Here is a 26,411-nt window from a genome sequence, read left to right as displayed (position 1 = left end):
CTCGGTGCGCTTCCTCGCCTAGGGTGAGGGGCTGCTTCCTCGCCTAGGGTGAGGGGCTGCTTCCGCAGAAATAGTGGCAGTGAAACTCGCGGAGAGTGCCCCCACCCGGATTGCATCTACGATGCAATCCGACCTCTCCCCGCAAGCTCGCCGCGCAGCCAGGCCTTCACCTTCTGCAGGAGACCATGCCGCAGCTCCTCGACGGATGCGGCTTCGGCCGGCGTCAGCGTCTGCAGCGTTGCATCGATATCGTCGGCCGCGAGCGGCGGCGTCGGCTGGGGCGCGGGCGGCGACGCCAGCCCCGCTGCCGCAAGCGCGATCGGGCCGATCTGGGTCAGAAAGGCGCGCTCATATTCGCGCGACAGGCGCGCAAGCGCGTCGTCCAGCGGCAGCCAGTCGACCGCCTTGATGTCGTTCATCAGCTTGCGGACCGGACCGCCCTCAGCTTCCATGCGCCAGAAATGCACGACCTTGGAACGCCCGCCGGACTGATAGACGAGCGTGCCGAGGAATTCGTGGATGGCGACGTCGTGTCCAGTTTCCTCGAGCACCTCGCGGTGCGCGGCCTGTTTCGGCGTTTCGCCGTCGTCGAGCTTTCCCTTGGGCAAAACCCATTCGTTGCGCTTGCGCTGGCGCACGACCGCGATCAGCGGCACAGCTCCACGCCGCAGCACAATACCACCCGCCGCCATGACCGGCGCTCGCGCCATCACTCACATCCGTGTCGATCTATGCATCCCCGCAGCACGATATAGGCGTCGGACGCGGCGGATTGAAGGCTATCCTCTCCTCAACAGCGCTTGACCGGCGCGAATGCGCGTGCCCTCGGCGATGCCGTCGCAGAAGGTGAAATCGCCGGGCGCGAGGATGATGATGGTCGAGCCGTGCTCGAACCAGCCGAGCTCCTCGCCCTTGGCCACGTTGACGTCGCAGGGGAAATTGACCGGGCCGCGGGTCTGCGCGTTCAGCACCATGTCGAGGAAGTGCAGGCGGATGCTCGCGACCAGGATCGCGGCAACCGGCACCAGGGTCACGGCCTCGCCGGTCGAAAGGTGCGTCCGGATCACCGCGCGCTCGTTCTTGCAGAACAGGCGCTCGACCCGCTTCAAGGCGATCGGGTTGACGTTCCAGACATCGCCATGGATCAGCGTGACGCGCTCGATATGCGCGTCATAGGGTGCATGGAAGCGGTGATACATGCTCGAGGTCAGCCGCAGCGTGACGAAGGAGCCGTTGCGGTGCTGGTCGACCAGCGCGGAATCGCCGAGCAGGTCGAGCAGCGAATAGGGCGCGCCCTTGACCTGAAACAGCTCGGTGTCGGCGATCTTCCCGTGGGCACCGACGATGCCGTCGGAGGGGCTGGCGACAATGGAGGGGTCGGGATCAAAAGGCCGCAGTCCCGGCTTGAGCTCCCGGGTGAAGCAGTCGTGCAGGCTCTTGAAATGAGTCTTGCGCGCCTCCGACAGATCGAGGTCGGAGAACAGCTTCCACAGAGCGATCGAGAAGTCCCGCACAAGCGGATTCTCGATCTTGGAGAACCAGCCCATGAAGCGGGTTAGCGCGGCGCGGGGGATGCGGTTGGTCAACAGGAAGTTGAGGTCTTCCTGCTGGGTGAAAGAGGCGATGAGGGCTTTGACTGTCATGAATCTGTCAGCTCACAGTATTAGCGCTTGTTGTCATGGAAACGACACTCCCGATTCTCTCGATGTCCGTGGCCGCCGCAGCGTCTGCTGCCGCCGTCCTCCCGAAGCTCAAGGCGCGGGTCGAACTGTCCCGCGCCAAGCACCGGTCGCTCGCCGGGCACTCCAAGATGTCGCGCCGGGTGGCAAAGCTGCTCCCGTTCTACGAATTCGAGGGCGACAAATATTTCGGCTGCGACGGCGCGCCTGATAACGTGGTGGCGCAGCGTAAGGACGCCTTCTTCCGCCTCGCCAAGCTTTACGCCGAGCGCTACCCCAGGGGTCGCGCGATGACGAAGGAAGCGGCGGAAACCATCTCCGACCTGAACTTCACCGAGAGCTACCGCGTGCCGTTCCAGTTCTCGCGTCTCGTCCGCGAGCATCTGGGCACCTCGACCTTCATGGAGTCCTCGAGCGGCGTCACCGTCACGGACGTCGACGGCAACACCTCCTACGACCTCACGGGCTCCTACGGCGTCAACATCTTCGGCAACGACTTCTACAAGGAGTGCATCGAGGGCGCCGAGAAGCGGGCGCATGCACTCGGCCCCGTGCTCGGCCCCTACCATCCCGTCATCCTCGAGAACGTGCAGCGGCTCCGCCAGATCTCCGGCCTCGACGAAGTCTCGTTCCACATGTCCGGCACCGAGGCCGTGATGCAGGCGGTGCGGCTGGCGCGCTACCACACCAAGCGCACGCATCTGGTTCGTTTCGCCGGCGCCTATCACGGCTGGTGGGGCGACGTGCAGCCCGGCGTCGGCAACCCGATTTCCGCGCACGAGACCTACACCCTCGCCGAGATGTCCGAGAAGACGCTGCACGTCCTGCGCACGCGCAAGGACATCGCCTGCGTGCTGGTCAACCCGCTGCAGGGCCTGCATCCCAACGCCAACGCGCCCGGCGATTCCTCGCTGGTCGACTCGTCTCGCGGCGGCAATTTCGACCGCGCGGCCTACACTGAATGGCTCGCGAGGCTGCGTGAAGTCTGCACCGAGCGCGGCATCGTGCTCATCTTCGACGAAGTCTTCGTCGGCTTCCGTCTCGCCGCCGGCGGCGCCCAGGAATATTTCGGCGTGCGCGCCGACATGGTGACCTACGGCAAGAGCCTCGCCGGCGGCCTGCCGGTCGGCGTGGTCTGCGGCAAGAAGGAATTGATGCGCCGCTTCCGCGACGACCGCCCCGCCGACGTCTGCTTCGCCCGCGGCACCTTCAACTCGCATCCGTACGTCATGACGGCGATGGACGAGTTTTTGAGCCGCCTCGCCTCCCCGAATTTTCGCGCCATCTATGACGGGCTGGATGCGACCTGGAACGGCCGCGCGCAGAAACTCAACCAGATGATGACCGACGCCGGCCTGCCAGTACGGTTCGCCAACTTCTCGTCGATCTGGACGGTGAAATACACCACCCCGTCCCGCTACAACTGGATGCTGCAATATTACCTGCGCGCCGAAGGCCTGTCCTTGAGCTGGGTCGGCACCGGCCGGCTGATCTTCAGCCTCAACTACACCGACGCCGACTTCAGCGAAGTCGCCGAACGCTTCGTCCGCGCGGCGCAGAAGATGAAGGCCGACGGCTTCTGGTGGCACGATGGCGTGCTCACCAACAAGAACATCAAGCGGCAGATTTTGAAAGAGATGCTGGCCAAGCGCTTCGGGCGCTGAGGCCGGCACTCCAACCACATTCACCGTCATTCCGGGGCGAGGTCTCTCCTCTCCCTCTCCCCGCCTGCGGGGAGAGGGTTGGGGTGAGGGGGACTCTCCGCGCAGTCGGTGAGAGTTAGTGCGCGACCATCTGGCGGCACCCCCGCGGAGAGCCCCCCTCACCCGCATCGCATCTTCGATGCGCTGCGGCCTCTCCCCGCACGCGAGGAGAGGCGAGGAAGCAGCCCCCAAGACGTGGATGCCCGGGACAAGCCCGGGCATGACGTAGACCATGGACATTCGCGATCCGGGCAACGGCCGTGTCAGGCGTGCTGCTCTTCGAGCGTGGGCTCGCCGATGAGGCCCAGCGTGTGCTCGGGGTTGAGGTGCAGGCCGGGGTCCATCAGCTCGCCGCGCATCAGGGCGAGCGGCGCGCTGCGATAGAGCATCAGATCGTGGAAGGGATCGGTCAGGATCTTGGTCATCCAGACGAGGCCGGTCTCGACGTCGCGAATGAAGAACAGGTGCACGGTGCGGAACAACAGACCGCCGCCGCCGACCACGAGCCAGATCTTGGCAACCTGCCGCATGAAGTCGGTCGCGGACGCCCAGGGGGTGAACAGGCCGAACAGCGAGGGATCAGCGAACAGCACCAGGGGCGAAGCCGCCCAGATCGCCATCAGCACCACCTTGCGCTGAAGATTGTAGCCGACCTTGATCTCTTCCTTGTGCTCGTGGGTGGCCTGGTTGATGTGGTCGTAGCCGTGCGGCTCGAAGAAGAAGTGACCGGCCTGGCGCGAGGTCATCGAGACCAGCCAGCCGACCAGCGCGGAGACGACAGGGTCGATGAACAGCCAGACATAGGCGAAGAGAAAGCTCAGCGCGCTGATGAAGTGCAGGCTCTGGTTGATGCGGCTGTGGTGATAGTAGCGATGGTCGTCCCAGCGCTGGATCCGCAGCTGCTCGAGATAATTCTTGATCATGCTCTCCCCCAAAATGCTTTCGGGTACGGGATTACAGGGATTCGATGTAGGCCGTGTGACATCATCATTTTGTCATGTGACGATGTGCAGCGGCGCGATGACGCACGCGACGCGTGAGCTTCAGCTCACGCCGCTTTCGCGACGTCGACCTTGCGGAAGCGCACCAGTGAGAAATGGCCGAGCGGCGGAATCAGGCGGCGCTCGGCGAGCTCGATACCGTGGGCGCCGGCCAGCCATTTGGCATAGCGCGACCAGGCGAACTCGGCGGTGCGGAAGCCGAGCGGACGCACCACCGGCTGCAGCTTCTGCTCGATGAAGCGGCGCATGCCAGCATCGGCGCTGACGCGGGTGAGGATGATCAGCTCGCCGCCGGGACGCAGCACGCGGGCGAATTCGTCGAGCGCCTTCTCCGGGTTCGGCACCGCGGTGACGACATATTGCGCCATCACGACGTCGAAGGAATTGTCGGGGAATTCGAGCTTCTCGGCGTCCATCACCGCGAGGCCTTCGACGTTCTTCAGCTTGCCTTCGGTGACGCGCTGGCGCGCCTTGTCGAGCATCGCTTCCGAGATATCGGTGCCGAAGATGCGCAGGTTCGGTGCATAGAGCGGCAGCGAGATGCCGGTGCCGACGCCGACCTCGAGCACGCGGCCGCCGATCTTGTTGGTGGCCGCGATCGCCGCCTGCCGGCCCTTGGCGAACACGCCGCCGAACACGAGATCGTAGACGGGCGCCCAGCGGTCATAGGCCTGCTCGACCGTGCCACGGGTGAGATCGAGCTGCTGGGTGCCGTCAAGGTTCATGATCTTAGCCATCGATGAGGTTCTCGCTGTGGGTCAGACGTTTGGGATCAACCGCGCACCGGCCGCCGCGCCATCCGAGGCGAGGCGCGCAAGGCGCGGCTGGGCTGAAGTGAGGTGAGATTGCCGACGAACTGGCGCGCGCTGTTTTCCCAGGAACGCTCCAGCGCGAAGTTACGGCAGGTCTCGCGCGACATGGTGAGCGCGCGCAGGCACGCGGTACGCAAATCGTGGTCGAGCGCGCCGATCGGATGATCGGCGATCACGTCCTTGGGACCCGTCACGGGAAACGCCGCAACCGGCGTGCCGCAGGCCAGCGCCTCCAGCTGCACCACGCCAAACGTATCGGTCAGGCTCGGAAACACGAACACGTCGGCGGCGGCGAGATGCGCAGTGAGTTCCGCGCCCTTCTTCTCGCCGAGGAACACCACCTCCGGATATTTCTTCTGGAGCGCCGCCTTCTGCGGGCCGTCGCCCACGACCACCTTGGTGCCGGGCAGATCGAGCGAGAGAAACGCTTCGAGATTCTTTTCTACCGCGACCCGGCCCATGGTCATGAAGATCGGCCCCGGCAGATCGAGCCGTGCCGGCGAGTCGGGATGAAACAGCTCGGTGTTGACGCCGCGCGTCCAGAAGCCGAGCCGCTTGAAGCCACGTTCGGAGAGCTCCTGCCGCAGCGAGGGCGTCGCCACCATCGTCATCGCGGCGGCATCATGGAAGTGGCGCAGCACGGCATAACCGACGGCGGCGGGGATGCCGGTCCGCACCGAGACATATTCGGGAAAGCGCGTCGTGTAGGACGTGGTGAAGGCAAGCCGGTTGCGACGGCAATAGGCTCGCGCGGCCCAGCCGATCGGACCTTCGGTCGCGATGTGGAGCGCGTCCGGCGCAGCCTTCTCGATCCGCCGCGCGATCTCCTTTCCACTCGGCAGCGCGATGCGCAGGCCCGGATAGGTCGGCAGCGGCCAGGACGGAAAGCCGTCCGGCGTCAGGAAGTCGATCTCGACATCGAGGGCCTTGGCGGCATTCGCCAGCGAGGTCAGGGTGCGGACCACACCGTTAACCTGGGGATGCCAGGCGTCAGTCGCGATTAATACCCGCATGGGGAAATCCCGAGAGTTTGATGATTCTCGGTTTCCGACCATCAACGAAGGATATTTCAGGCGTGTGACGTCACAGAAGTGTCGGCCCACCGTTTTGTTCGTTAACGGGCACCTGCGGCCACGAAACTGTCATGAAACAATCCTTGCCGCCGTGAAACCGTTTTCGGTTTTCCGCGCAAATGTCCCGAAACGTTTTGCGGTTAGTGATCTCAGCAACAGAGCACCGCAACGGTGCCGCGGTGGCCGAAACCACCGAGCAAACAGGGGCGATCACATGTTCAATCTGGATACGTTCAAGACGTTTTCGCGCGCCGTTGCGCTCAGTGCAGTCGCGGTCTCCGCGATCGCATTCGCGGGTAGCGCCAAGGCCGCGCCGGTGCAGCTCTTCCCCTTCTTCCAGCCGCTGCCGCCGTTCGCCGCGCCGCAGCCGATCCAGCCCTATCAGCCCTACCAGGCGCCGACCTATCAGACCGAGCCGTCCGAGGATCAGGACGCCGTGGAGATGCCGGCACGCTTCCGCCGCCAGACCGTCTCCTACGCGACGCGTGAGGCGCCGGGCACCATCATCATCGATACGCCCAACACCTATCTCTATTATGTGCTCGGAGGCGGCCAGGCGCTGCGCTACGGCATCGGCGTCGGCCGCGACGGCTTCACCTGGTCGGGCACGCAGTCCGTCACCAGGAAGGCCGAGTGGCCGGCCTGGACCCCGCCGCCGGAAATGATCGCCCGCCAGCCCTATCTGCCGCGCCACATGGCCGGCGGCCCCGGCAACCCGCTTGGCGCCCGCGCCATGTATCTCGGCGGCACCATCTACCGCATCCACGGCACCAACGCCCCCGACACCATCGGCAAGCGCGTCTCCTCCGGCTGCATCCGCCTGACCAATGATGACGTTTCCGACCTCTACTCCCGCGTCAACGTCGGCACCAAGGTGATTGTGCTGCCGATGACGGAACGGCGCGCGGAGCTCGGAACCGCGACGCGCTGAACCGACAGGACATTGTGACGCAAACGGCCCCGGAACATCCCCGGGGCCGCCTTCGTTTGCCCTCGACATTCCGGCGCGCGCTTGCTGCGGCGCGGGTCCCCGATGGAGGCGCAAATGCAACCACGCCTGCAATCCTCGCCGTTTCAGTGGCTGCGCCCAGTCGCCGGTGCCGGAGCGTTAACGCTGCTCGTGTCCGTACCCTCCTCGCTCGCGCAGCAGCCGGCGAGCGACGCGGCAGCTCAGCAGGCCTTCAACAATTCCTGCCGCACCTGCCATTCCGTGAAAAAAGGCGACAATCGCCTCGGTCCCAATCTCAACAAGATCGTGGGACGCAAGGCCGGCTCGCTGCCGGACTACAACTACTCGTTCTCGATGAAAGAGGCCGGCTTCGTCTGGGACCAGGACAAGCTCACGCGCTTCATGGTCAAGCCGGACGAGGTGGTGTCGGGCAATAAGATGCAGCCCTATGGCGGCGTCTCGGCGGAGGACGCGGCGAAGGTGGTGGCGTATCTGCAGGCGGCGGGCGGGCAATAGTCGCGTGGGCGCCGCGTGTGAGGCTTGCATTCGAAATCGCAGCGCATCCTTCGAGACGCCCGCCTGCGGCGGGCCCTCAGGATGAGGGCGGAGTGTGCGGCAGCTCGTGCTCACGCAGCTATTGCACCAGGGCGCGAATGCCAGTCAGCCTCATCCTGAGGAGACCGCGAAGCGGTCGTCTAAGGACGAGGCGTTCACACCGGCGGAAATCGCTCATCCGCCGGTCCTCTCAGAGATCAATCTCAGCCACGCCGCTGAATGAAACGCGCTCATCAGCAGATACATCGGCACCATCTCGCCGAGCGAAGACCCGCGCCCGGCGGCGCACAGCATGTCCGCCTGACCGCCGCCGATCATGGCCGTCAGCCCGGCCATGATCGCAAAGGTCGGCGTGGCCGCGAGGCCGAGCCATCTGGCAAGGCTGGCGGCACTAGTCACGACCTTCCGCCGCCTCCTGACGAAACGCCTTCTCGCCGGCGTCCGAGATCTCGACCCACTTCTGGTCGGGCGCCGCGCCTTCGGTGTAGCTGTCGTGCCAGTTCCACCATTTGTAGGTCGGCGTCTGCGGATAGCCTTTTGGCGAGTCTTCCCAGACCTCCTGGCGGCCGAGCGGCGTGATGTCGAGATAATTCCAGGTGCCGCCCATCTGCTCGTCGCCGCGGCTCTTGATGAAATAGGTGCGGAAGATGCGGTCGCCGTCGCGGTAGAACACGTTCGTCCCGTGCCATTCGTCGACGCCGAAATCGGCATCAAAGCTGTCGGTGACGGTGACCCACGGCATGGTCCAGCCCATATGCTTCTTCAGCCTGATGATGTCGGCTTGCGGCGCCCGCGAGGCGAACACCAGCGTGGTGTCGCGAGCGTTGAGATGCGCGACGTGGGCGACCTGGTCGGCCACCATGGAGCAGCCGCGGCAGGCGTGATCAGGCCAGCCGAACACGCCGGGCTCGAAGAAGGCGCGGTAGACGATCAGCTGCCGTCGGCCCTGGAACAGGTCGAGCAGGCTGACCTTGCCGCCGGGCCCCTCGAACGCATAGGTTTTGCTCACTTCCATCCACGGCATGCGCCGGCGCTCGGCGGCCAGGGCGTCGCGGGCACGGGTATGCGCCTTTTCCTTCACGAGCAGTTGCTGACGGGCGGCCTCCCAATCCTGCGGCGACACCACCGGCGGTGTTTGCATGTCGGCCTGTCCGTTGTTCCGTTCGTTTTGGGCTAATGTCATCATGACTCTCCGAATCTCCTGCCTGACGTCTTGCCTGGGCGATCATTCCGCGTCTCGTGGAACCGCTCGCCCTTCACCGCACCTTGTCGGCCGTCAACGAATTCTGGCACCTCGTGGTTGCGCGGTGGGAGTAACAAGTGTGGCGGGATTGACATGGAGTCGCTGATCACGGCCGCAGCGCGCGCGCTCGAGGCCGGCGATCCGCTCGGCGCGCTGAACCGCGTTGCGTTGCGCAACGATGCGCCGTCGCTGGCGCTGCGCGGCATCGCGATGGCGCAGCTCGGCGATCTCGCAAAGGCGAAGACGCTGCTGCGAAGCGCCGCGCGCGCCTTCGGTCCGCGCGAGGCTGTGGCTCGCGCGAGATGCGTGGTGGCCGAAGCCGAGATCGCGCTGGTTTCGCGCGATCTCGGCTGGCCGACGAAGACGCTCGCGGCGGCACGGACGACGCTCGAAAAGCACGGCGATGTCGCCAATGCCACGCATGCAGGCCACATCGAGGCACGCCGTCTTCTTCTCGTCGGACGGCTCGACGAAGCCGAGCGTATCCTCGCCGAGCTCGGCACCTCCCCGCTGCCGCCTGCCCCGCAGGTCGTCCGCGAGCTCGTGGTCGCCGGCATCGCAATACGGCGGCTCAGAACCAAAGACGCGCGCGTGGCGCTTGGCCGGGCGGCTCACGCAGCGAGCCTGGCGGGCATCCCAGGGCTGACAGCCGAGGTCGAGAGCACGAACCGCGTGCTCGATACGCCCGCGGCACGCCTGATCACGCATGGCAACGAACGTCCGTTGCTGCTGGAGCAGGTCGAGGAGCTCGCGGCTTCGGACGCGCTGGTCGTAGACACGTTCCATCATTCGGTGCGCAGGCGGGGCACGATCGTATCGCTCGGAACCCGCCCGGTGCTGTTCGCACTCGCCCGCGTCCTGGCGCAGGCCTGGCCCGCGGACGTCTCGCGAGAGGCGCTGATGGCTGGGGCGTTTCAGGCGAGGCACGTCGATGAATCGCACCGCGCGCGCCTGCGCGTGGAGATCGGCCGCCTCCGCGCCAAGCTCAAGCCTGTGGCCGATGTCACTGCGACGAAGCAGGGTTTTGCACTGACGCCGCGCAAGACGCGGCAGGTCATGGTACTGGCGCGGCCCGTCGAGGAGAAGCACGCCGCTGTCCTCGCCTTCCTCTCCGACGGCGAGCCGTGGTCGAGCTCGGCGCTCGCGCTGGCACTGGGAACCAGTGCGCGCACGGTTCAACGCGCGCTCGACGAGCTGGCGCGATCGAACAAGGTGCAGTCGTTCGGACATGGGCGGGCGCGGCGCTGGATGACGCCGCCTGTCCCGGGTTTCCCGACAGGCTTGTTACTCCCGGGACCGCTCCTGAAGACGTAAGGTAGGAGCACATCACAGGGAGCGATCACATGAAGCGTTCAGCCGCCGAGATCATCAGGGAGTACGGACCGTTTGCCGGCGTCGAGGCCGTGCATGGCGTCACCTATGACGGCAGCCATGTCTGGTTCGCATCCGGCGACAAGTTGAATGCGATCGATCCTGATAGCGGCAAGGTCGCGCGCTCCCTCGATGTCGCAGCCCATGCGGGTACGGCGTTCGACGGCCGGCACCTGTTCCAGATCGCCGAGGATCGCATCCAGAAGATCGATGCGGCCTCGGGCAAGGTGCTCGCCAGCATTCCTGCGCCGGGTGGCGGTGGCGATTCCGGCCTGGCCTGGGCCGAGGGCTCGCTGTGGGTCGGGCAATATCGCGAGCGCAAGATCCATCAGGTCGATCCGGACACGGGCAAGGTCCTTCGCACCATCGAGAGCAAGCGGTTCGTGACCGGGGTGACCTGGGTCGATGGCGAGCTCTGGCACGGCACCTGGGAGGGCGAGGATAGCGATATCAGGCGGATCGATCCTGACACGGGCAAGGTACTCGAACTGCTCGACCTGCCGGCGGGGACGATGGTGTCAGGACTGGAGTCCGACGGCGGCGACCGCTTCTTCTGCGGCGGTGGCGCTAACGGCAATGTGAGAGCGGTCCGCCGTCCCCGGCGCGGGGCCTGAATGCACGGCAGCGATGCGGTCGCTGCCGTTAGCCCGTTCGCCCCAATTCCACCCCATCGGTGCGCTCTAGCGCCCTCCTCGCCTGCCCTGTAGAATCCCTGCCGGGGCGGCTTGGGGGATCGATGCGACTGACGTTGAATCTGAAGACCATCACGATCGCCGTCGTAGTGCTCGCGGCGTCGTTCTTCATCAGCTTGAAGGCCATGGACTGGCTGTCGCCGCGCGCGACGAATTCCGCGCCGCCGGTAGCGCAACTGCCGCCGTTGCCGCCGGTCGCGAAGAGCTCGATCGTCGTGGCGCCGGTCGCCATCGCGCTGTCGGCGATCCGCGACCAGGCCGAGAAGGCCGCCCCGCGCAATTTCGCAGGGAAGGCCGACAACCCGATCTCGCAAATCCTGGAGAACGCCGACATCGGCTGGACCGCCGTGCGCGGGCCGATGGCAGCTGCCGGCGACAAGGACGTGCTGACGATCTCGACACCGCTCAGCGGCAAGCTGAACGTGACGGGCTCGCTGTCCTCGAAAGCCACCGGCGCGCTCGGCGATGCGCTCAGCGGCGTGCTCGGCGGTGACGCAGCGAAACGGATCGGCGCGGTCAATATCAAGAATCTCAACGCCAGCGCTGAGATCAAGGGCAACGTGATCGTCACTTCGCGGCCAAAGCTCGCGGCCAACTGGCATCTCGAGCCCAATCTCGGCGCCCAGGTCAATCTCGGCGACACCAACCTCAACGTCGCCGGCGCCAAGGTCAACGTGCCGGCGCAGGTCAAGCCGCTGATCGACAAGAATGTCGGCGAGCAGATCAACATCGTCTCCGAACGCATCCGCAACGATCCGAGCCTGCGCGAGAATGCGAAGCTGCAATGGGCCAAGGCCTGCCGCTCGATCCCGCTGCAGGGCTCGGGCTCCTCGGCCGCGCTTCCGCCGCTCTGGCTGGAGATGAAGCCGATCCGCGCCATTGCCGCGCAGCCGCGCGTCGATGCCCAGGCCGTGACGCTGCTGATGGGGCTGGAAGCGGAGACGCGCGTGACGTCGACGCAGACCAAGCCGGACTGCCCGTTCCCCGACAAGATCTCGATCGTGCCGCCGACCGGCACCGGCGTGAGCATCGGCGTGCCCATCGACGTGCCCTTCACCGAGATCAACAAGCTGATCGCCGCGCAGATGGTCGGCCACACCTATCCCGAGGACGGCTCCGGCCCGGTCGACGTGACCGTCAAGAGCGTCAACGTGGTCCCGTCGGGCGAGCGCCTGCTGATCTCGCTTTTGGCGCGCGCCAAGGAAAAGAAGAGCTGGCTCGGTCTCGGCGCCGAGGCGACCGTGCACATCTGGGGCCGGCCGGTGCTCGACCAGGGGCAGCAGACGCTGCGGCTCACCGACATCCAGCTTGCTGTGGAATCGGAAGCCGCCTTCGGCCTACTGGGTGCCGCGGCGCGCGCGGTGGTGCCGCAGATGCAGCAAGCACTGCTGCAGAGGGCGACGCTCGACCTGAAGCCGATCGCCGCCAACGCGCGCGAGAAGATCGCCGGCGTCATCGCCGACTTCCAGAAGAGCGAGGACGGCGTCAAGGTCGACGCCAAGATCGACAGCCTGACGCTGGCCGACATCGCCTTCGATTCCAAGACGCTGCGCGTGGTCGCGGAAGCCGGCGGCACGCTGAATGTGTCGGTGACGAAGCTGTCGGGGATGTAGCTCGCCTTCATTCGCCGCGCTTGGACGCCTCTTGATCGGTTGCGCCGCTGGCATTCTGATCGGAGGATGCTAAGCTGTTCCTCGCAACCTCGAATGAGGTGCCGACAGCACTGTAGCGGGTAAACGCGAGGTCAACATGGAAGCCGGCATGGTCACGCCTGCGCCGGCACTGGTGCGCTTTTCCGGCATTCAGAAGACCTATGATGGCGAGCATCTGGTGGTGAAGAACCTCGATCTCGACATCAGGAAGGGCGAGTTCATCACCCTGCTCGGCCCGTCGGGCTCGGGCAAGACGACCACGCTGATGATGCTGGCCGGCTTCGAGGTTCCGACCCATGGCGAGATCTACCTCGCGGGCCGGCCGATCAAGAACATGCCGCCGCACAAGCGCGACATCGGCATGGTGTTCCAGAACTATGCCTTGTTTCCGCACCTGACGATCGCGGAGAATATTGCCTTCCCGCTATCCGTTCGCAAGACGAACAAGGCGGACGTGCAGGAACGCGTTGGATCGGCGTTACGCATGATCAAGATGGAAAACCTGGCGCACCGGCGGCCCGGACAGCTGTCCGGCGGTCAGCAGCAGCGCGTGGCGCTGGCCCGCGCGCTGGTCTTCAATCCGCAGCTCGTGCTGATGGACGAGCCTCTGGGCGCTCTCGACAAGCGCCTGCGGGAGCAGATGCAGCTGGAGATCAAGCAACTGCACGAGACGATGGGCATCACCGTCGTTTACGTCACCCACGATCAAAGTGAAGCGCTCACCATGTCGGACCGCATCGCCGTGTTCAACGACGGCATCGTGCAGCAGATCGACAAGCCCGACGCGCTGTATGAGCATCCGGTGAACAGCTTCGTCGCCCATTTCATCGGCGAGAACAATGTGCTGGCCGGCACCGTCGAGACGGTCGACAAGGACTATTGCCGCGTCGCGCTGGCTGGCGGCGGCACTGTCACCGCACGGGCGGTCAATGTATCAGGCGCGGGCGCATCGACCTCGCTGTCGGTGCGGCCGGAGCGGATCACCATTATCCCGGACGGCACCTCCAGCGACGGACCGAACCGGCTGCCGGCCAGGGTGCAGAACACCATCTATCTCGGCGACCACGCGCTGGCCGTGCTCGATGTCTCGGGGAATGCCGAGTTCATGGTCAAGCTTCAGCCCGGCGCACATGACAGCCTGACACACGGTGCAAACGTGTTCGTCACCTTTCACCCCGAGGACTGCCTCGCCCTCGATCCCGTCTGATCCAGCGATCGAACTCAACGCAACGCACATGAAGAAGGAACCATGACCATGCTGAAGCGCAAGATTGGCAAGATTGCTCTGGGTTTCGCCGCGGCCTTCACCGCTAGCGCCGCGCTGGCCACGGTCGGGCAGGCGCGCGACCTCACCGTCGTGTCGTGGGGCGGAGCGTATCAGGATGCCCAGAAGAAGGCCTATTTCGAACCGTTCAAGAAGGCGGCCGGAATTGCCATGAACGATGAATCCTGGGACGGCGGCGTCGGCGTGCTGCGTGCCAAGGTGCAGGGCGGCGCCGCCACCTGGGACGTCGTCCAGGTCGAGAGCGACGAACTCGCGGTCGGCTGCGAGGAAGGCCTGTTCGAGAAGCTGGACTATTCCAAGATCGGCGGCGAGGCCGCCTACATCCCGCCGTCGGTCAATCCGTGCGGCGTCGGCGCCATCCTCTATGACTTTGTTCTTGGCTATGACAAGGACAAGCTGAAGGAAGCGCCCAAGGGCTGGGCCGACTTCTTCGACACCAAGAAGATTCCGGGCAAGCGCGCCCTGCGTCAGGGCCCGAAGACCACGCTGGAGATCGCTCTGATGGCCGACGGCGTCGCGCCGAAGGACGTCTACAAGGTGCTGGCGACCGACGAAGGCGTCGAGCGCGCGTTCAAGAAGCTCGACACCATCAAGGGCGACATCGTGTGGTGGAAGGCCGGCGCCCAGCCGCCGCAACTGCTCGCCTCCGGAGAAGTCGCGATGACCTCGGTCTACAATGGCCGCATCGACACAGCGAACAAGAACGAGAAGAAGAACTTCGGCATGGTCTGGGACGGCGCGCTGTTCACGCTCGACAGCTGGGTCATCCTGAAGGGCAGCCCGAACAAGGACGCCGCCTACAAGTTCCTGGACTTCGCAGGCAAGGCGGAGAACCAGTCGAAACTGTCGGAGAATATCTCCTATGGCACCTCGAACAAGGACGCAGCCGGACGGCTCGCGCCGGCCGTTCTGAAGGACCTGCCGACGGCGCCTGACAACATCAAGAATGCGGTCGAGATCAACGTTGCGTTCTGGCTCGAGAACATCGACCGCCTGACCGAACGCTTCAACAAATGGGCCGCGAAATAGCGCGCCCGGCAAGGCTCGACGAATGACGGATGCGTCCCTGTCCGGTGCCAATGCGTCGACCGAGGTGCCGCTCAAGCGCCGATTGAGGCGCGCGGAGCGGACACGCCAGGTCAAGGCGTTGGCGCTGATCGCGCCGCTTCTCGTCTTCCTGCTCTTCACCTTCGCAGGCCCCATCGCCGGCATGCTGTGGCGCGCGATCGATGACCGGGAAGTGCGTCAGGTTCTGCCTCAAACCTTCGCGGCTCTCGCCAGCTGGAACGGCAAGGACCTGCCGGACGAAGAAGCCTTTGCTGCGCTGGCAAGCGACATCATGGCGGCGCGCACCTCCGGCACCATTGCGATTGCGGCCAAGCGGCTGAACTACGCACTCAACGGTTTTCGCACGATCCTGACCAGCACGGCACGCAATCTGAAGACGATGCCCGAGCCCGGCACGGCCAAGGAGACGCTGGGCAAGATCAATCCGGCCTGGCGCGAACGCACGACCTGGACGACAATCAGGGATGCCAGTGGCCCGGTCACGGGCTTCTACCTTCTGGCGGCGCTCGACCTTGTCAGGAACGTCGACGGCGTGATCGTCGCGGCCCCGCCGGACCAGGCCATCTATCGCAGCCTGTTCACCCGCACCTTCATCATCAGCCTCAGCGTCACCGTACTCTGCCTGATCCTCGGCTTCCCGGTCGCCTACCTCTTGGCGACGCTGCCGCCGAGCCGCTCGAACCTGCTGATGATCTTCGTCCTGCTGCCGTTCTGGACCTCGCTCCTGGTCCGCACCTGCGCCTGGATCGTGCTGCTGCAGAGCAAGGGCGTCGTGAACGACAGCCTGCACTGGCTCGGCATCATCGACGAGCCGTTGCGCCTGATCTACAATCGCTTCGGCGTCTGCGTGGCGATGACCCACGTTCTCCTGCCATTCATGATCCTGCCGCTCTACAGCAGCATGAAGGCGATCTCGCCGGCTTACATGCGTGCCGCGGCCTCGCTCGGCGCGCCACCGGTCACCGCCTTCCTGCGAATCTACCTGCCGCAGACCCTGCCCGGCATCGGCGCGGGAAGCCTGCTCGTGTTCATCCTGGCGCTCGGCTATTACATCACACCTGCGCTCGTCGGCGGCGCCGCCGATCAGATGATCAGCTACTTCATCGCGCTCTACACCACCGAAACCGCCAATTGGGGCCTTGCTTCGGCGCTCGGTGCGGTGCTGCTGCTGGCCACCCTTCTGCTGGCACTGGTCTACGGCAAGCTGGTGCAGGGCCAGCAGGTCACGGGAGGGATGAAGAATTGAGCGACAATGCTCCCCTCCGCACGCCCAGCCAGCGCATCGCGTGGACCGCGACCATCATTGTCTCCACGCTGGTGTTCATCTTCCTGATCGCGCCGATCCTGGCGATCATGCCGTTGTCCTTCAGCTCGGGCTCGTACCTGACCTATCCGCTGCCGGGCCTGTCGTTGCGTTGGTACGACGACTTCCTCAATTCGCCGCGCTGGATGAATTCGCTGAAGAACAGCATGATCATCGGCGTCGCCTCGACGCTGCTGTCCATGGTGCTCGGCACGCTGGCCGCGCTCGGTCTGGCGCAGTGGAAGAGCCGGTTCAAACCGCTCGTGCTGGCCTTCGTGCTGTCGCCGGTCGTCGTCCCCGGTGTCATCACCGCGGTCGGCCTGTATTTCTTCTTCGCGCCGATCGGACTGACCGGCAGCTATCTCGGCTTGATCCTGGCCCACACCGCGCTGGCGACGCCTTTCGTCGTGATCACGGTCGGCGCGACGCTGCAGAGCTTCGACACCAATCTGGCCCGCGCCGCCGCCTCGCTCGGCGCCTCGCCGCTCGAGGCGTTCCGCCGTGTGATCCTGCCGCTGATCCTGCCCGGCCTCGCTTCGGGTGCATTGTTCGCCTTCGCGACCAGCTTCGACGAGGTGGTAATCGTTCTGTTCATGGCAGGTCCGGAACAGCGCACCCTGCCGCGCGAAATGTTCAGCGGCATCCGCGAGAACATCAGCCCGACGATCACGGCAGCGGCGGTCATTTTGACGACGGTCTCGGTGATCCTCCTCGCCACCCTCGAAGGCCTGCGCCGCCGCAATGAACGGCTCAAGGGTGGCGGCTAAGAGCCGGGCGTGACTTCTCTCCTTCCCCGCAAGGACGGCGGCAGTATCGTAGGGTGGGCAAAGCGAAGCGTGCCCACGCTTCTATCGCAATGTTGGTGAGATGGTGGGCACGGCGCAAGTGCGCCTTTGCCCACCCTACGATCCTGATCTCGCTGATCCTGCTTCGCGGAGAGAGGCGAAGGGGAACACCGCCCGCCCCTTCTCTTTTTGCATTCCGCTATGGCGCACACCGCTTAGCTGCCGTGACTGATTGTCGCTAGAACAGTCCCCGTAACAAAGCCCGAATAACAACACACAGGGAGAAGAATAACCATGCAAAAACTCATCGCCGCCGTCGCGGCCGGTCTCGCCCTCGCCGCTACGTCCGGCACGGCGCAGGCGCAGATTTCCGACGACGTCGTCAAGATCGGCGTGCTCACGGACATGTCGAGCCTCTATGCCGACGCGACCGGCAAGGGCTCGCTCGCCGCGGTCGAGATGGCGGTCGCCGATTACGGCGCCAAGGCCGCCGGCAAGCCGGTCGCCGTGGTCGCGGCCGATCACCAGAACAAGCCCGACGTCGGCGTCAACATCGCCCGCAACTGGTATGACAACGACAAGGTCGACGCGATCTTCGACGTTCCGACGTCGTCGGTGGCGTTGCCGGTCTCGGCCCTGACGCGCGAGAAGAACAGGATCCACATCAATTCGGGCGGCGGCTCGTCCGACATCACCGGCACCGCCTGCTCGCCCAACACCGTGCACTGGACCTACGACACCTATGCGCTATCAAACGTCGCCGGCAAGGCGATGGTGAAACGCGGCGAGGACAGCTGGTTCTTCGTCACCGCCGACTACGCCTTCGGCATGGCGCTGCAGCGCGACGCCGCCAACGTCGTCAAGGAGAGCGGCGGCAAGGTGCTCGGCGAAGTCCGCCATCCGCTCAACTCGTCGGACTTCTCCTCCTTCCTGCTCCAGGCCCAGGCCTCCAAGGCCAAGGTGGTCGCATTGGCCAATGCCGGCGGCGATACCACCAACGCGTTGAAGCAGGCGTCCGAGTTCGGCCTGACGCAGGGCGGCCAGAAGATGATCGCGCTCCTGCAGGAGATCACCGACACGCATTCGCTCGGCATCAAGGCGACGCAAGGCCTGATCGTCACCGACGCCTTCTACTGGGACATGAACGAGGAGACTCGCGCCTTCTCCAAGCGCTTCAACGAGAAGGTCGGCCACATGCCGACCATGATCCAGGCCGGGCTCTACTCGGCGACCATGCACTATCTGAAGGCGATCGACGCCATCAAGAGCGACGAGGCGCCGAAGGTGATGGCGCAGATGCGCAAGACGCCGGTTAACGACTTCTTCGCCAGGAACGGCAAGATCCGCATCGACGGCCGCATGGTCCACGACATGTATCTGTTCGAGGTCAAGAAGCCCGAAGAATCCAAGGGCGAGTGGGACCTCTACAAGCTGATCGCCACCGTGCCCGGCGACGAGGCCTTCCGTCCGCTCGACAAGGGCGGCTGCCCGCTGGTGACGCACTGAGAGCCGTCTCCCTCGCCCCGCTAGCGGGACGAGGTAAGAAATAGACACGACAGCGCGCCCGGCGAAAACCGGGCGCGCTTCGTTCAGGCAGTTACGCGGGCTGCATTACTCCGCGTACTTGAACTCCGGCATGTTCTTCAGCTCGTCCTTGCTGGCATTGAACACAGCGTGGTCCGGATACCACTTCGAGGTGGACGACGTCGTGGTCGCAGCCGGCCTGTCGGTGCCGGTCGCAGCGCCTGTCGTGGTGGACGCGGCGGGCTTGGCGCCCGGGTTCGTGCCGGTGCCGGTATAGGCGACGGCCTCGTTGACGAACTTCAATTTCTCATAGGGCACGGCGACCAGATGCTCGCCCATGCCGAGGAAGCCGCCGACGCCGATCACGGCAATCTTGACGTTGCCGCTCTTGTCCATCAGCAGCTCGTTGATCGAGCCGATGTTCTCGTTGGCCTCGTTATAGACCTTCAGGCCCGACATCTTCGACGTACGCCACTCGCCAGAAGCGGTCGTGGTGGCCGTCGTCGCGGTGGCCGCGGTCGGCGCCTTGTCGGTGGTGGCGGTCGGCGATTGCGCGAACGCCACGGTCGCAAGCAGTGCGGTGCCGGCGAGGCCGGCGGCGATGGATTTCGTCAGCATGTTGTCCTCTCCTTCACAGAAAAACTCGTGTAGAGAAAACAGCGCTGATCACACGCAGTTCCGTGCGCGCCGCAATTTCGTCGCGCTATGCGCGAGCGCGCAAACCTCGCAGGGACTGTTCCTGCGTCACCCAGGAACATTTTGCGGCGCACGGTTCCCCGCCGACGATCATGCGCCCTGGGTGAAGCACGATCGCGGCGAGGACCCGCGCCGACCCGCGTCGCTCAGGGTCAGCTCTTGTAGTCGATCAGAAGCGCGGAGAAGTCGGAATTGCCGGACGAGCCGCCGTTGGCGCCGTAGGACGAGCTCGATGATTGCGACTGCTGCAGCGCCTGCAGGAACTGCTGGAGGATCTCGGCGGTGGTCTGGTCGCTGGAGGTACTGCTGGTCGAGTCCGTGGACGACGCCGAATCCGAGGAGCTGTAGGCGGACTGAAACACGTTCTTCAGCTCCTCGGCCTGGTCCGAGGTCAGCGTGCCGTTCGACACCTCTTTCGAGATGAGGTCGTCGATCTTCGATTGCATCTCGTCCTTGGAGGGGCGCGTGCCGCTGGACTGGTCGCTCGACCGGCTCTGCTGGAGTGCCGTGTCGATGTCGGTCAGCGCCGTCGAGAGCGCCGACTGGTCCGAAGACGAGATCGTGCCGGCGGACACTTCCGATTGCAATTCCTGCTGCAGCCGCTGAAGCGGCGACTGGTGGTTGCCGGCGGAGGCCGCCGAAATCGAGGTCATGATGGCTCCTTGGATTTTGCGGGGTTTCGTCGCGGACCACGCCACGCTATGGTTAACGGCCTTAACGAGACCTTGCCCTTTCGCGACGGCGCGATTGCCGCCTGTTGCGGGAAGCCAACCAGAAACAATCCGAAACAAAAATCTTCGCCATTTGGCCCGAATCCTGGACAAACAAAGCGCATGGCCATTCCCAATCCCAACATCCTGGTCGTCGAAGACGACCGCGAAACCCGGACGTTGATTGCGAAGTACCTGCGCAACAACGCCTGCAACGTCACCGCCGTGAGCGACGGCCGCGAGATGTCGCGCGCCATGGCCGATCACCGCGTCGACCTCATCATCCTCGACGTCATGCTGCCGGGCGAGGACGGCCTCAGCCTGTGCCGCAAGGTGCGTGCCGAGGCGCAGACGCCGATCATCATGCTGACCGCGCGCGGCGAAGACGTCGACCGCATCGTCGGCCTCGAGATGGGTGCGGACGACTATCTGCCGAAACCATTCAACCCGCGCGAGCTGCTCGCCCGCATCAACGCCGTGCTGCGCCGCCAGGCCGCGGCTCAAGCGGCAAGCTCGATCGAAGGCGCGAGCACGCTCACCTTCGAGGGCTGGCACATCGACCTGCGGCTGCGCGAGCTGCGCAATCCGGAAGGCGCGCGCGTCGCGGTGACCAGCGCCGAATTCGATCTCCTGCGCACGTTCTGCGAACGGCCCGGCCGCGTGCTGTCACGCGACAGCCTGCTCGACCTCACGCAGGGCCGCAACACCGGATCGTTCGAACGCTCCATCGACGTGCTGGTCAGCCGCATCCGCCGCAAGATCGAGCCCAATCCGGCCGATCCCACCCTCATCAAGACGGTGCGCTCCGGCGGCTATCTGTTCACGCCGCGAACGCAGGTCGCAGGCCCTCAAGCAGCAAGCCCTCAAGCAGCGAGCACTGAAGCGGTTGCGGCGCCCCTGAGCAGTTGAAGCGGGCGCCGACGATGAAGCCGTTCGGATTCTTCCACCTCAAGGGGATCGGCGGGCAGATCGCCGCGCTGGTGCTGGCTTCGACCGTCGCGCTCCATCTCGTCGTCACCACCGCCTTCCTGATCAGCCGGCCCGACCGCCCCGACACGCCGCCGGACGGCGCGCATCAGCTGACCGATGCCGCGCTGCTGCTCGGCTCGGCCGAGGCCGGCGAGCGTCCGCGCCTCGTCGCCGATCTCGCGCGCGCCTTCCCCAAGCTCGGCATCGAAATGCTCGCGCCCGGCACCGCAAGCGTCGAGGAGAACGACAATCAGCGCCTGCGCGGGATGCGCCGTCATCTCGGGCGCGGCTACCGGGCGGTCCAGCTGACCTCGGACGGCACAGTATCCCGCGTCGGCGTCGAGTTGCCCGACGGCACCATGATCGCCGGGCATGTCGAGGGCGGGCCGCGGCCATGGTTCTGGGGCGCGCCGTGGCTGATGGCGCTGATGTCGGCTTTCATCTGCGTCAGCGTGCTCGGGCTGTGGGCGGCGCGCGCGCTGGCGGCTCCGCTGTCGTCCTTCGCCAAGGCCGCCGAGAATTTCAGCCTCGATGGCGGGGCGGAGCCGCTGCCGGAGCGCGGCCCGGAAGAGATCCGCTCGGTGGCGCGCGCGCTCAACCGCATGCATGAACGGATCGCCCGCCTGATGTCGGATCGCACCAGGATGCTCGCTGCGATCAGCCACGATCTGCGCACGCCGATCACGCGGCTGCGCCTGCGCGCCGAATTCATCGAGGACGAGGGCAACCGCAAGCGGATGCTGGTCGATCTCGACCAGATGCGCGCGATGCTGGAATCGGTGCTGTCGCTGCTGCGCAACGACCGCAAGGTCGAGGCGGTCACTCTGGTCGACATCGCCAGCACGCTCCAGCTCGTCGCCGACCAGTTCGGCGACATGGGCCATGTCGTGCATTATGACGGGCCGGCGTCCGTGACCGCCGCCGCGCGGCCCGACGATCTGCATCGCGGCGTCACCAACCTGGTCGAGAACGCCGTGCGCTTTGGCGCCGAGGTGACGATCCGCCTCGACATCTCGGGCACCACGCTCGTCATCGACGTCGAGGACGACGGCCCCGGCATTTCAGATTCGCGCAAGCAGGAGATGCTCGAGCCGTTCGTGCGCGGCGACGATGCGCGCACCATGGACGAATCCACCGGCTTCGGGCTCGGCCTGTCGATCGCGCGCGCTATCGCGCTCGCCCATGGCGGCGAGCTGTCGCTGCACGACCGCAACCCACATGGACTAATCGTACGGATGCAATTGCCGCTCTGGCAGCAGCCGCGGCTCGCCGCCTGACTCAAGCCGCGAGCGGCGGGTGCTCGATGGCGGTCTCGTCGAAGATGGCCACGGCCTCGAAACGATAATTGCAGGCGTGGCAATTCCAGAGATAGGAGACGCGCCCCTCACCCGGCTCGATCCAGTCAGGCTGCGGGATCGGCGTGCCGCATTGGGCACAGGGGTTTTGTCTGGGGATGTCGCCGGCATACAGCCTGGCCATGTTTGATTTTGTCATGGCACCTCTCCCGATTTGCAGCGTCTTCTTACTCGCTTTCGCTGGCACGCGCGAATAGACAGGCGTGCTGCCGCGAGCGGGGGTCGTCCGCCCCCGAAGCTCTCTTGCGCCAGCTTTGAGTCGTAACAGCGGCTCGGCACCGCAAAATCGGGCGATGGCGGCGTTTGGTCACATCATCGCCGCGTTCGGAAGGCCTAACGACGACTGGGCGCAGGTCACTCTAGGGGACCTCAGGGATATCTGATGAAAATTGTACGCATTGCCGCGCTGCTCGCGGCCGGATTGACATTGCCGCAGGCCGCAATCGCGGGTGAAGCTGAATATGCCGAGATGGTCGCGGCTCATGCCCGCGCCAACGGCGTGCCGGAAGCGCTGGTGCATCGCGTGATCATGCGCGAGAGCCGCTACCAGCCACACCTCGTCGGCCGCGGCGGCACCATCGGGCTGATGCAGATCAAGCTCGCGACCGCCCGCGGGGTCGGCTACACCGGCGACGCCGCCGGTCTGCGCGATCCCGACACCAACCTCACCTATGCCGTGAAATATCTCGCCGGCGCCTATCGCGCCGCCAATGGCGACCACGCCCGGGCCGTGCGTTATTTCGCCGGCGGCTATTACTACGCCGCCAAGCGGCAGCGGCAGGAGACCGTGCAGATCGCCAATATGGGCGTTACCAATATGGGCAATATGGGCCAACCCTGGCTCGAGCCGAATGGCAACCCGCAGCCGATGTTCGACAGCGTCCCGCATAAGAAGCTGGCCCAGCGCGTCCGCAACGCGCGGGCGCAGGCGCTGAAATAACTCCCATGTCCCGGACGCGCTGCGACGCGAAGCGTTGCTGCGCAGAGCCGGGACCCCGCATCCCTGCATCAGCATGGGCCCCGGCTCAGCAGCGCACCCCTGCGTGATGCGCTGCGTCCGGGGCACGGCTGCAGTTCCCGTCAACACGCGTTGACCACCCCGCCCCACTGTCCTACATTAGAGCCGTTCCGAGGGGTGCTCCGAGGAGGAGCTGAGATACCGCTAAATGGGCAATACCGCCCAGGACCGCGGTGACCCTTTGAACCTGATCCGGGTCATGCCGGCGAAGGGACAGGGATGTTGCAAACGACCAAGCGACAGGATTCACCGGTATCCATCATCGGCGCAGGCATCGCGGGTGCCTGGCAAGCCCTGCTGTTCGCGCAGGCCGGCCATGCCGTGACCTTGCACGAGCGCGGTGACGAGGCGATGACGGACGCCACCAGCCATTGGGCCGGCGGCATGCTCGCGCCCTATTGCGAGGCCGAGGTCGCCGAACCCATCATCAGCCGCCTGGGGCTGCGCTCGCTCGACCTCTGGCGGCGCGAGCTGCCCGATACGCCGTTCAACGGCTCGCTGGTCGTCGCCCATCCGCGCGAACGCAGCGACTTCGAGCGCTTTGCGCGCATGACCGAGGACCACCGCCGGGTCGATGCCTCAGGCCTCGCCGCGCTCGAGCCATCGCTGGAAGGCCGCTTCCGCGACGCGCTGTTCTTCCCGGCCGAGGGCCATGTCGAGCCGCGCCGCGTGCTGCCGCAGCTGCACGAGCGCATCCGCGCCGCCGGCGGCACCATCAAGTTCTCCAGCGACGTCGCAGCCGGGGATCTCGACGGCATCGTGATCGACTGCCGGGGCCTTGGCGCCCGCGACGAGCAGAGCGAGCTTCGCGGCGTCAAGGGCGAGATGATCCTGATCGAGACCAGCGAAGTGCAGCTTGCGCGCCCGGTGCGGCTGATGCATCCGCGCTGGCCGCTCTACGTGATCCCGCGCGAGGACAATCTGTTCATGCTGGGCGCGACCTCGATCGAGGCCGAGGACACCGGCGTCAGCGTCCGCTCCGCGCTGGAGCTTTTGGGCGCCGCCTACGCCGTGCACCCGGCGTTCGGCGAAGCCCGCATCGTCGAATTCGGCTCCGGGCTTCGTCCCGCCTATCCCGACAATCTGCCGCGCATCGGCATTCGCGGCAAGACGATCTCCGTCAACGGCCTCTATCGCCACGGCTTCCTGATCGCGCCGGCGCTCGCCGAGCTGACGCTTGCCTATGTCGAGCGCGGCCAGATCGACAACGAGGTGATGCAATGCGTTTGATCGTCAACGGCGAGCAGCGCGAGGTGACTTCGGGAAGCGTCGATGCGCTGCTCTCGGAGCTCGACTACGAGGGCACGCATTTCGCGATCGCGCTCAACTACGACGTCGTGCCGAAAAGCCGCTGGGCCGAGACGGCACTGAAGGCCGGCGACGAGATCGAGATCATCACGCCGCGGCAGGGAGGGTGAGGTGATGGTGGCACGCTCTATCCTCGCGTCGTCCCCGCGAACGCGGGGACCCATAACCACACGGAGCGGTTATGAAGCTCGGTCTCTCCCCGCGTGCCCCAGGAGAAATCACGCGGTATGGATCCCCGCCTTCGCGGGGATGACAACTGCATTTGAGGAGACACCGTCAACATGGTGACCTTCTACGGCAAGACTTTCGCCTCCCGCCTGCTGATCGGCAGCGCGCTCTACCCCTCGCCGGCGATCATGCAGGAAGCGATCCGCGCCTCCGGCTCGAACATCGTCACGGTGTCGCTGCGGCGCGAATCCGCCGGCGGCAAGACCGGGGACGCGTTCTGGAATCTGATCCGGGAGCTCGATGTCACGGTGCTGCCGAACACCGCGGGATGCCGCAGCGTGCGCGAGGCCGTGACCACGGCAAAGCTCGCCCGCGAATTGTTCGGCACGAGCTGGATCAAGCTCGAAGTCATCGCCGACAACGACACGCTGCAGCCCGATGTCGTTGGCCTCGTCGAAGCAGCAAGCCTCCTGATCAAGGACGGCTTTGAAGTGTTCCCCTATTGCACCGAGGATCTCTCGGTCGCCAACCGCCTGGTCGACGCCGGCTGCAAGGTGGTGATGCCGTGGGCGGCTCCCATCGGCAGCGCCAAGGGCATAACCAACCGCGATGCGCTAAAACTGATGCGCGAGCGCCTGCCCGATATCACGCTGGTGGTCGACGCCGGCCTCGGCGCTCCCAGCCACGCGGCCGAGGCGCTCGAGCTCGGCTATGACGCCGTGCTGCTCAACACCGCAATTGCAAAAGCCGCCGATCCCGTCGCGATGGCAAAAGCCTTCCGCCTCGGCTGTGATGCCGGCCGCACCGCTTATGAAGCCGGGCTGATGAACGCCCGCGACTTCGCCTCCCCCTCCACCCCTGTCGTTGGGACTCCGTTCTGGCATGCCGTATCCTGATCGATTTTATCCCGTCGTCGACAGCCTCAAATGGGTCGAGCGGCTGACAAAGCTTGGCGTCGGCACCATCCAGCTGCGCGCCAAGGAGCTCAACGACGCCGACGCGCTGCAGATCGTCACCGACGCGCTGGGGATCACCAAGGACACGCAAGCCAAGCTGGTCGTGAACGACTATTGGCGCGCCGCCGTCGTCGCCGGCGCGAAGTACCTGCATCTCGGTCAGGAGGATCTGGCGGAAGCCGACCTCAAGTCCATCCGCGAGGCGGGCCTCTCGCTCGGCATCTCCACCCATGACGATGCCGAGCTTGAAACCGCACTCAAGGCAAAGCCCGACTACGTCGCGCTGGGCCCGATCTTCTTCACCACGCTCAAATCGATGCGTTTCGAGCCGCAGGGCATTCCGAAGATCACGGAGTGGAAGAAGCGCATCGGCAGCATTCCGCTGGTCGCGATCGGCGGCATCAAGTTCGAGCAAGCCGCGGAGATCTTTGCGGCGGGCGCGGATTCCATCGCGGTGGTCAGCGACGTCACGCAAAACGCTGACCCCGATGCCCGCGTGCGGCAGTGGCTCGGCCTGTCCGCGGAGGCTGCGTGAT

28 protein-coding genes and 1 riboswitch are annotated in these 26,411 nt (G+C 65.4%); of the genes, 18 read left to right on the top strand and 10 right to left on the bottom strand.

The features are described from left to right. Positions 1-116 precede the first annotated feature (116 nt). Both CIT37_RS11085 and asd read right to left on the bottom strand, forming a co-directional pair. Positions 117-710 carry an NUDIX hydrolase gene (locus CIT37_RS11085; protein ID WP_095426053.1) on the bottom strand — a complete coding sequence of 198 codons (594 nt, stop codon included), beginning with the start codon at positions 708-710 and terminating at the stop codon, positions 117-119. A 69-nt stretch (positions 711-779) separates the two neighbouring features. Then, positions 780-1,643, bottom strand: a complete 864-nt coding sequence (gene asd, locus CIT37_RS11080) for an archaetidylserine decarboxylase (protein ID WP_095426052.1) — start codon at positions 1,641-1,643, stop codon at positions 780-782. A gap of 35 nt (positions 1,644-1,678) precedes the next feature. Here asd and CIT37_RS11075 point away from each other — a divergent pair, with 35 nt between their 5' ends. After that, the gene (locus tag CIT37_RS11075; RefSeq protein WP_095426051.1) at positions 1,679-3,343 is read left to right on the top strand and encodes an aminotransferase class III-fold pyridoxal phosphate-dependent enzyme; all 1,665 of its coding nucleotides are present in this window, start codon (positions 1,679-1,681) and stop codon (positions 3,341-3,343) included. A 302-nt stretch (positions 3,344-3,645) separates the two neighbouring features. Here CIT37_RS11075 and CIT37_RS11070 read toward each other — a convergent pair whose 3' ends face one another. From CIT37_RS11070 to CIT37_RS11060, 3 genes are all read right to left on the bottom strand, one after another. Continuing rightward, a complete protein-coding gene (locus CIT37_RS11070) occupies positions 3,646-4,305 on the bottom strand; it encodes a hypothetical protein (protein ID WP_095426050.1) in 660 nt (219 codons plus the stop codon). Between the two features lie 125 nt (positions 4,306-4,430). Continuing rightward, positions 4,431-5,120 (bottom strand): class I SAM-dependent methyltransferase, encoded by a 690-nt coding sequence (locus CIT37_RS11065; RefSeq protein ID WP_095426049.1) that lies wholly within the window; start codon positions 5,118-5,120, stop codon positions 4,431-4,433. A 35-nt stretch (positions 5,121-5,155) separates the two neighbouring features. Then, positions 5,156-6,208, bottom strand: a complete 1,053-nt coding sequence (locus tag CIT37_RS11060) for a glycosyltransferase family 4 protein (protein ID WP_161966373.1) — start codon at positions 6,206-6,208, stop codon at positions 5,156-5,158. A gap of 274 nt (positions 6,209-6,482) precedes the next feature. On the opposite strand from CIT37_RS11060, the gene CIT37_RS11055 reads away from it, so the two are divergent. Together CIT37_RS11055 and CIT37_RS11050 are read left to right on the top strand one after the other, a co-directional pair. After that, complete coding sequence (locus CIT37_RS11055) at positions 6,483-7,199, top strand: L,D-transpeptidase (protein WP_095426047.1); 717 nt, start codon at positions 6,483-6,485, stop codon at positions 7,197-7,199. Between the two features lie 114 nt (positions 7,200-7,313). Further along, positions 7,314-7,733 carry a c-type cytochrome gene (locus CIT37_RS11050; protein ID WP_244611224.1) on the top strand — a complete coding sequence of 140 codons (420 nt, stop codon included), beginning with the start codon at positions 7,314-7,316 and terminating at the stop codon, positions 7,731-7,733. Positions 7,734-7,946: 213 nt separating this feature from the next. Here the strand turns inward: CIT37_RS11050 and CIT37_RS11045 are convergent, their stop codons facing one another. Next, complete coding sequence (locus tag CIT37_RS11045) at positions 7,947-8,171, bottom strand: hypothetical protein (RefSeq protein ID WP_038971273.1); 225 nt, start codon at positions 8,169-8,171, stop codon at positions 7,947-7,949. Further along, on the bottom strand, positions 8,164-8,955 hold the full coding sequence (locus CIT37_RS11040) for a DUF899 domain-containing protein (protein ID WP_370125883.1): 792 nt from the start codon (positions 8,953-8,955) through the stop codon (positions 8,164-8,166). The genes CIT37_RS11045 and CIT37_RS11040 overlap by 8 nt, the downstream gene beginning before the upstream one ends. Positions 8,956-9,108: 153 nt before the next feature. Between CIT37_RS11040 and CIT37_RS11035 the strand changes: the two genes are divergently transcribed. The 8 genes from CIT37_RS11035 to CIT37_RS11000 all read left to right on the top strand — a co-directional run bounded on the left by CIT37_RS11035 (position 9,109) and on the right by CIT37_RS11000 (position 18,677). Then, the gene (locus tag CIT37_RS11035) at positions 9,109-10,329 is read left to right on the top strand and encodes a winged helix-turn-helix domain-containing protein (RefSeq protein WP_095426044.1); all 1,221 of its coding nucleotides are present in this window, start codon (positions 9,109-9,111) and stop codon (positions 10,327-10,329) included. Positions 10,330-10,358: 29 nt separating this feature from the next. Then, complete coding sequence (locus CIT37_RS11030; protein WP_095426043.1) at positions 10,359-11,000, top strand: Vgb family protein; 642 nt, start codon at positions 10,359-10,361, stop codon at positions 10,998-11,000. Between the two features lie 122 nt (positions 11,001-11,122). Further along, positions 11,123-12,691, top strand: coding sequence for a DUF4403 family protein (locus CIT37_RS11025; protein WP_095426042.1), 1,569 nt, complete (start codon positions 11,123-11,125; stop codon positions 12,689-12,691). A gap of 136 nt (positions 12,692-12,827) precedes the next feature. Next, positions 12,828-13,937 (top strand): ABC transporter ATP-binding protein, encoded by a 1,110-nt coding sequence (locus tag CIT37_RS11020; protein ID WP_038947716.1) that lies wholly within the window; start codon positions 12,828-12,830, stop codon positions 13,935-13,937. Between the two features lie 48 nt (positions 13,938-13,985). Further along, the gene (locus tag CIT37_RS11015) at positions 13,986-15,044 is read left to right on the top strand and encodes an ABC transporter substrate-binding protein (protein ID WP_038971281.1); all 1,059 of its coding nucleotides are present in this window, start codon (positions 13,986-13,988) and stop codon (positions 15,042-15,044) included. Between the two features lie 22 nt (positions 15,045-15,066). After that, positions 15,067-16,329 carry an ABC transporter permease gene (locus CIT37_RS11010; protein WP_095426041.1) on the top strand — a complete coding sequence of 421 codons (1,263 nt, stop codon included), beginning with the start codon at positions 15,067-15,069 and terminating at the stop codon, positions 16,327-16,329. Next, entirely contained in the window at positions 16,326-17,153 is an 828-nt protein-coding gene (locus tag CIT37_RS11005) for an ABC transporter permease (protein WP_028145570.1), read from the top strand. The genes CIT37_RS11010 and CIT37_RS11005 overlap by 4 nt, the downstream gene beginning before the upstream one ends. Positions 17,154-17,465: 312 nt before the next feature. Further along, positions 17,466-18,677 carry an ABC transporter substrate-binding protein gene (locus tag CIT37_RS11000; RefSeq protein WP_095426040.1) on the top strand — a complete coding sequence of 404 codons (1,212 nt, stop codon included), beginning with the start codon at positions 17,466-17,468 and terminating at the stop codon, positions 18,675-18,677. Between the two features lie 105 nt (positions 18,678-18,782). Here CIT37_RS11000 and CIT37_RS10995 read toward each other — a convergent pair whose 3' ends face one another. Beyond that, positions 18,783-19,313: a PRC-barrel domain-containing protein gene (locus CIT37_RS10995; protein WP_018318630.1), complete on the bottom strand. Its 531-nt coding sequence runs from the start codon at positions 19,311-19,313 to the stop codon at positions 18,783-18,785. A 230-nt stretch (positions 19,314-19,543) separates the two neighbouring features. Continuing rightward, positions 19,544-20,044, bottom strand: a complete 501-nt coding sequence (locus CIT37_RS10990; protein WP_161966372.1) for a hypothetical protein — start codon at positions 20,042-20,044, stop codon at positions 19,544-19,546. 180 nt (positions 20,045-20,224) lie between these two features. Here CIT37_RS10990 and CIT37_RS10985 point away from each other — a divergent pair, with 180 nt between their 5' ends. Then, positions 20,225-21,010, top strand: coding sequence for a response regulator (locus CIT37_RS10985; protein ID WP_028145573.1), 786 nt, complete (start codon positions 20,225-20,227; stop codon positions 21,008-21,010). A gap of 14 nt (positions 21,011-21,024) precedes the next feature. Further along, positions 21,025-22,347 carry an ATP-binding protein gene (locus CIT37_RS10980; RefSeq protein ID WP_095426039.1) on the top strand — a complete coding sequence of 441 codons (1,323 nt, stop codon included), beginning with the start codon at positions 21,025-21,027 and terminating at the stop codon, positions 22,345-22,347. A gap of 1 nt (position 22,348) precedes the next feature. Here the strand turns inward: CIT37_RS10980 and CIT37_RS10975 are convergent, their stop codons facing one another. Then, positions 22,349-22,564, bottom strand: a complete 216-nt coding sequence (locus CIT37_RS10975) for a hypothetical protein (protein ID WP_028145575.1) — start codon at positions 22,562-22,564, stop codon at positions 22,349-22,351. A 243-nt stretch (positions 22,565-22,807) separates the two neighbouring features. Here CIT37_RS10975 and CIT37_RS10970 point away from each other — a divergent pair, with 243 nt between their 5' ends. From CIT37_RS10970 to CIT37_RS10950, 5 genes are all read left to right on the top strand, one after another. Then, positions 22,808-23,365, top strand: a complete 558-nt coding sequence (locus CIT37_RS10970) for a lytic transglycosylase domain-containing protein (RefSeq protein WP_028145576.1) — start codon at positions 22,808-22,810, stop codon at positions 23,363-23,365. Between the two features lie 181 nt (positions 23,366-23,546). Continuing rightward, a riboswitch (TPP riboswitch) is annotated at positions 23,547-23,675 on the top strand. Further along, a complete protein-coding gene (locus CIT37_RS10965; RefSeq protein ID WP_095426038.1) occupies positions 23,663-24,673 on the top strand; it encodes an FAD-dependent oxidoreductase in 1,011 nt (336 codons plus the stop codon). It overlaps the preceding riboswitch by 13 nt. Next, positions 24,664-24,861, top strand: coding sequence for a sulfur carrier protein ThiS (gene thiS / locus CIT37_RS10960; RefSeq protein WP_028145578.1), 198 nt, complete (start codon positions 24,664-24,666; stop codon positions 24,859-24,861). Before CIT37_RS10965 ends, thiS begins: the two co-directional genes overlap by 10 nt. Before the next feature lie 171 nt (positions 24,862-25,032). Further along, positions 25,033-25,815 carry a thiazole synthase gene (locus CIT37_RS10955; RefSeq protein ID WP_095426037.1) on the top strand — a complete coding sequence of 261 codons (783 nt, stop codon included), beginning with the start codon at positions 25,033-25,035 and terminating at the stop codon, positions 25,813-25,815. After that, entirely contained in the window at positions 25,802-26,410 is a 609-nt protein-coding gene (locus CIT37_RS10950) for a thiamine phosphate synthase (protein WP_095426036.1), read from the top strand. Before CIT37_RS10955 ends, CIT37_RS10950 begins: the two co-directional genes overlap by 14 nt. The last annotated feature ends 1 nt before the right edge of the window (position 26,411 follow it).

Source organism: Bradyrhizobium ottawaense (genome assembly GCF_002278135.3).
In the GTDB taxonomy this organism is placed as follows: Bacteria; Pseudomonadota; Alphaproteobacteria; order Rhizobiales; family Xanthobacteraceae; genus Bradyrhizobium; species Bradyrhizobium ottawaense.
This window is presented reverse-complemented; position numbering and strand designations above follow the sequence as displayed.

Excerpts from the sequence above, each read along its gene's own strand:
- CIT37_RS11035 (WP_095426044.1), top strand. The coding sequence starts at position 9,109 with ATGGAGTCGCTGATCACGGCCGCAGCGCGCGCGCTCGAGGCCGGCGAT.
- CIT37_RS10950 (WP_095426036.1), top strand. The coding sequence starts at position 25,802 with ATGCCGTATCCTGATCGATTTTATCCCGTCGTCGACAGCCTCAAATGG.
- CIT37_RS10985 (WP_028145573.1), top strand. The coding sequence starts at position 20,225 with ATGGCCATTCCCAATCCCAACATCCTGGTCGTCGAAGACGACCGCGAA.
- CIT37_RS11060 (WP_161966373.1), bottom strand. The coding sequence starts at position 6,208 with ATGCGGGTATTAATCGCGACTGACGCCTGGCATCCCCAGGTTAACGGT.
- CIT37_RS11030 (WP_095426043.1), top strand. The coding sequence starts at position 10,359 with ATGAAGCGTTCAGCCGCCGAGATCATCAGGGAGTACGGACCGTTTGCC.
- CIT37_RS10990 (WP_161966372.1), bottom strand. The coding sequence starts at position 20,044 with ATGACCTCGATTTCGGCGGCCTCCGCCGGCAACCACCAGTCGCCGCTT.
- CIT37_RS10980 (WP_095426039.1), top strand. The coding sequence starts at position 21,025 with ATGAAGCCGTTCGGATTCTTCCACCTCAAGGGGATCGGCGGGCAGATC.
- CIT37_RS10965 (WP_095426038.1), top strand. The coding sequence starts at position 23,663 with ATGTTGCAAACGACCAAGCGACAGGATTCACCGGTATCCATCATCGGC.
- CIT37_RS11015 (WP_038971281.1), top strand. The coding sequence starts at position 13,986 with ATGCTGAAGCGCAAGATTGGCAAGATTGCTCTGGGTTTCGCCGCGGCC.
- CIT37_RS11025 (WP_095426042.1), top strand. The coding sequence starts at position 11,123 with ATGCGACTGACGTTGAATCTGAAGACCATCACGATCGCCGTCGTAGTG.
- CIT37_RS11070 (WP_095426050.1), bottom strand. The coding sequence starts at position 4,305 with ATGATCAAGAATTATCTCGAGCAGCTGCGGATCCAGCGCTGGGACGAC.
- CIT37_RS11065 (WP_095426049.1), bottom strand. The coding sequence starts at position 5,120 with ATGGCTAAGATCATGAACCTTGACGGCACCCAGCAGCTCGATCTCACC.
- CIT37_RS11055 (WP_095426047.1), top strand. The coding sequence starts at position 6,483 with ATGTTCAATCTGGATACGTTCAAGACGTTTTCGCGCGCCGTTGCGCTC.
- CIT37_RS10975 (WP_028145575.1), bottom strand. The coding sequence starts at position 22,564 with ATGACAAAATCAAACATGGCCAGGCTGTATGCCGGCGACATCCCCAGA.
- CIT37_RS11000 (WP_095426040.1), top strand. The coding sequence starts at position 17,466 with ATGCAAAAACTCATCGCCGCCGTCGCGGCCGGTCTCGCCCTCGCCGCT.
- CIT37_RS11085 (WP_095426053.1), bottom strand. The coding sequence starts at position 710 with ATGGCGCGAGCGCCGGTCATGGCGGCGGGTGGTATTGTGCTGCGGCGT.
- CIT37_RS11020 (WP_038947716.1), top strand. The coding sequence starts at position 12,828 with ATGGAAGCCGGCATGGTCACGCCTGCGCCGGCACTGGTGCGCTTTTCC.
- CIT37_RS11010 (WP_095426041.1), top strand. The coding sequence starts at position 15,067 with ATGACGGATGCGTCCCTGTCCGGTGCCAATGCGTCGACCGAGGTGCCG.
- CIT37_RS11040 (WP_370125883.1), bottom strand. The coding sequence starts at position 8,955 with ATGACATTAGCCCAAAACGAACGGAACAACGGACAGGCCGACATGCAA.
- thiS (WP_028145578.1), top strand. The coding sequence starts at position 24,664 with ATGCGTTTGATCGTCAACGGCGAGCAGCGCGAGGTGACTTCGGGAAGC.
- asd (WP_095426052.1), bottom strand. The coding sequence starts at position 1,643 with ATGACAGTCAAAGCCCTCATCGCCTCTTTCACCCAGCAGGAAGACCTC.
- CIT37_RS10995 (WP_018318630.1), bottom strand. The coding sequence starts at position 19,313 with ATGCTGACGAAATCCATCGCCGCCGGCCTCGCCGGCACCGCACTGCTT.
- CIT37_RS11050 (WP_244611224.1), top strand. The coding sequence starts at position 7,314 with ATGCAACCACGCCTGCAATCCTCGCCGTTTCAGTGGCTGCGCCCAGTC.
- CIT37_RS10955 (WP_095426037.1), top strand. The coding sequence starts at position 25,033 with ATGGTGACCTTCTACGGCAAGACTTTCGCCTCCCGCCTGCTGATCGGC.
- CIT37_RS10970 (WP_028145576.1), top strand. The coding sequence starts at position 22,808 with ATGAAAATTGTACGCATTGCCGCGCTGCTCGCGGCCGGATTGACATTG.
- CIT37_RS11075 (WP_095426051.1), top strand. The coding sequence starts at position 1,679 with ATGGAAACGACACTCCCGATTCTCTCGATGTCCGTGGCCGCCGCAGCG.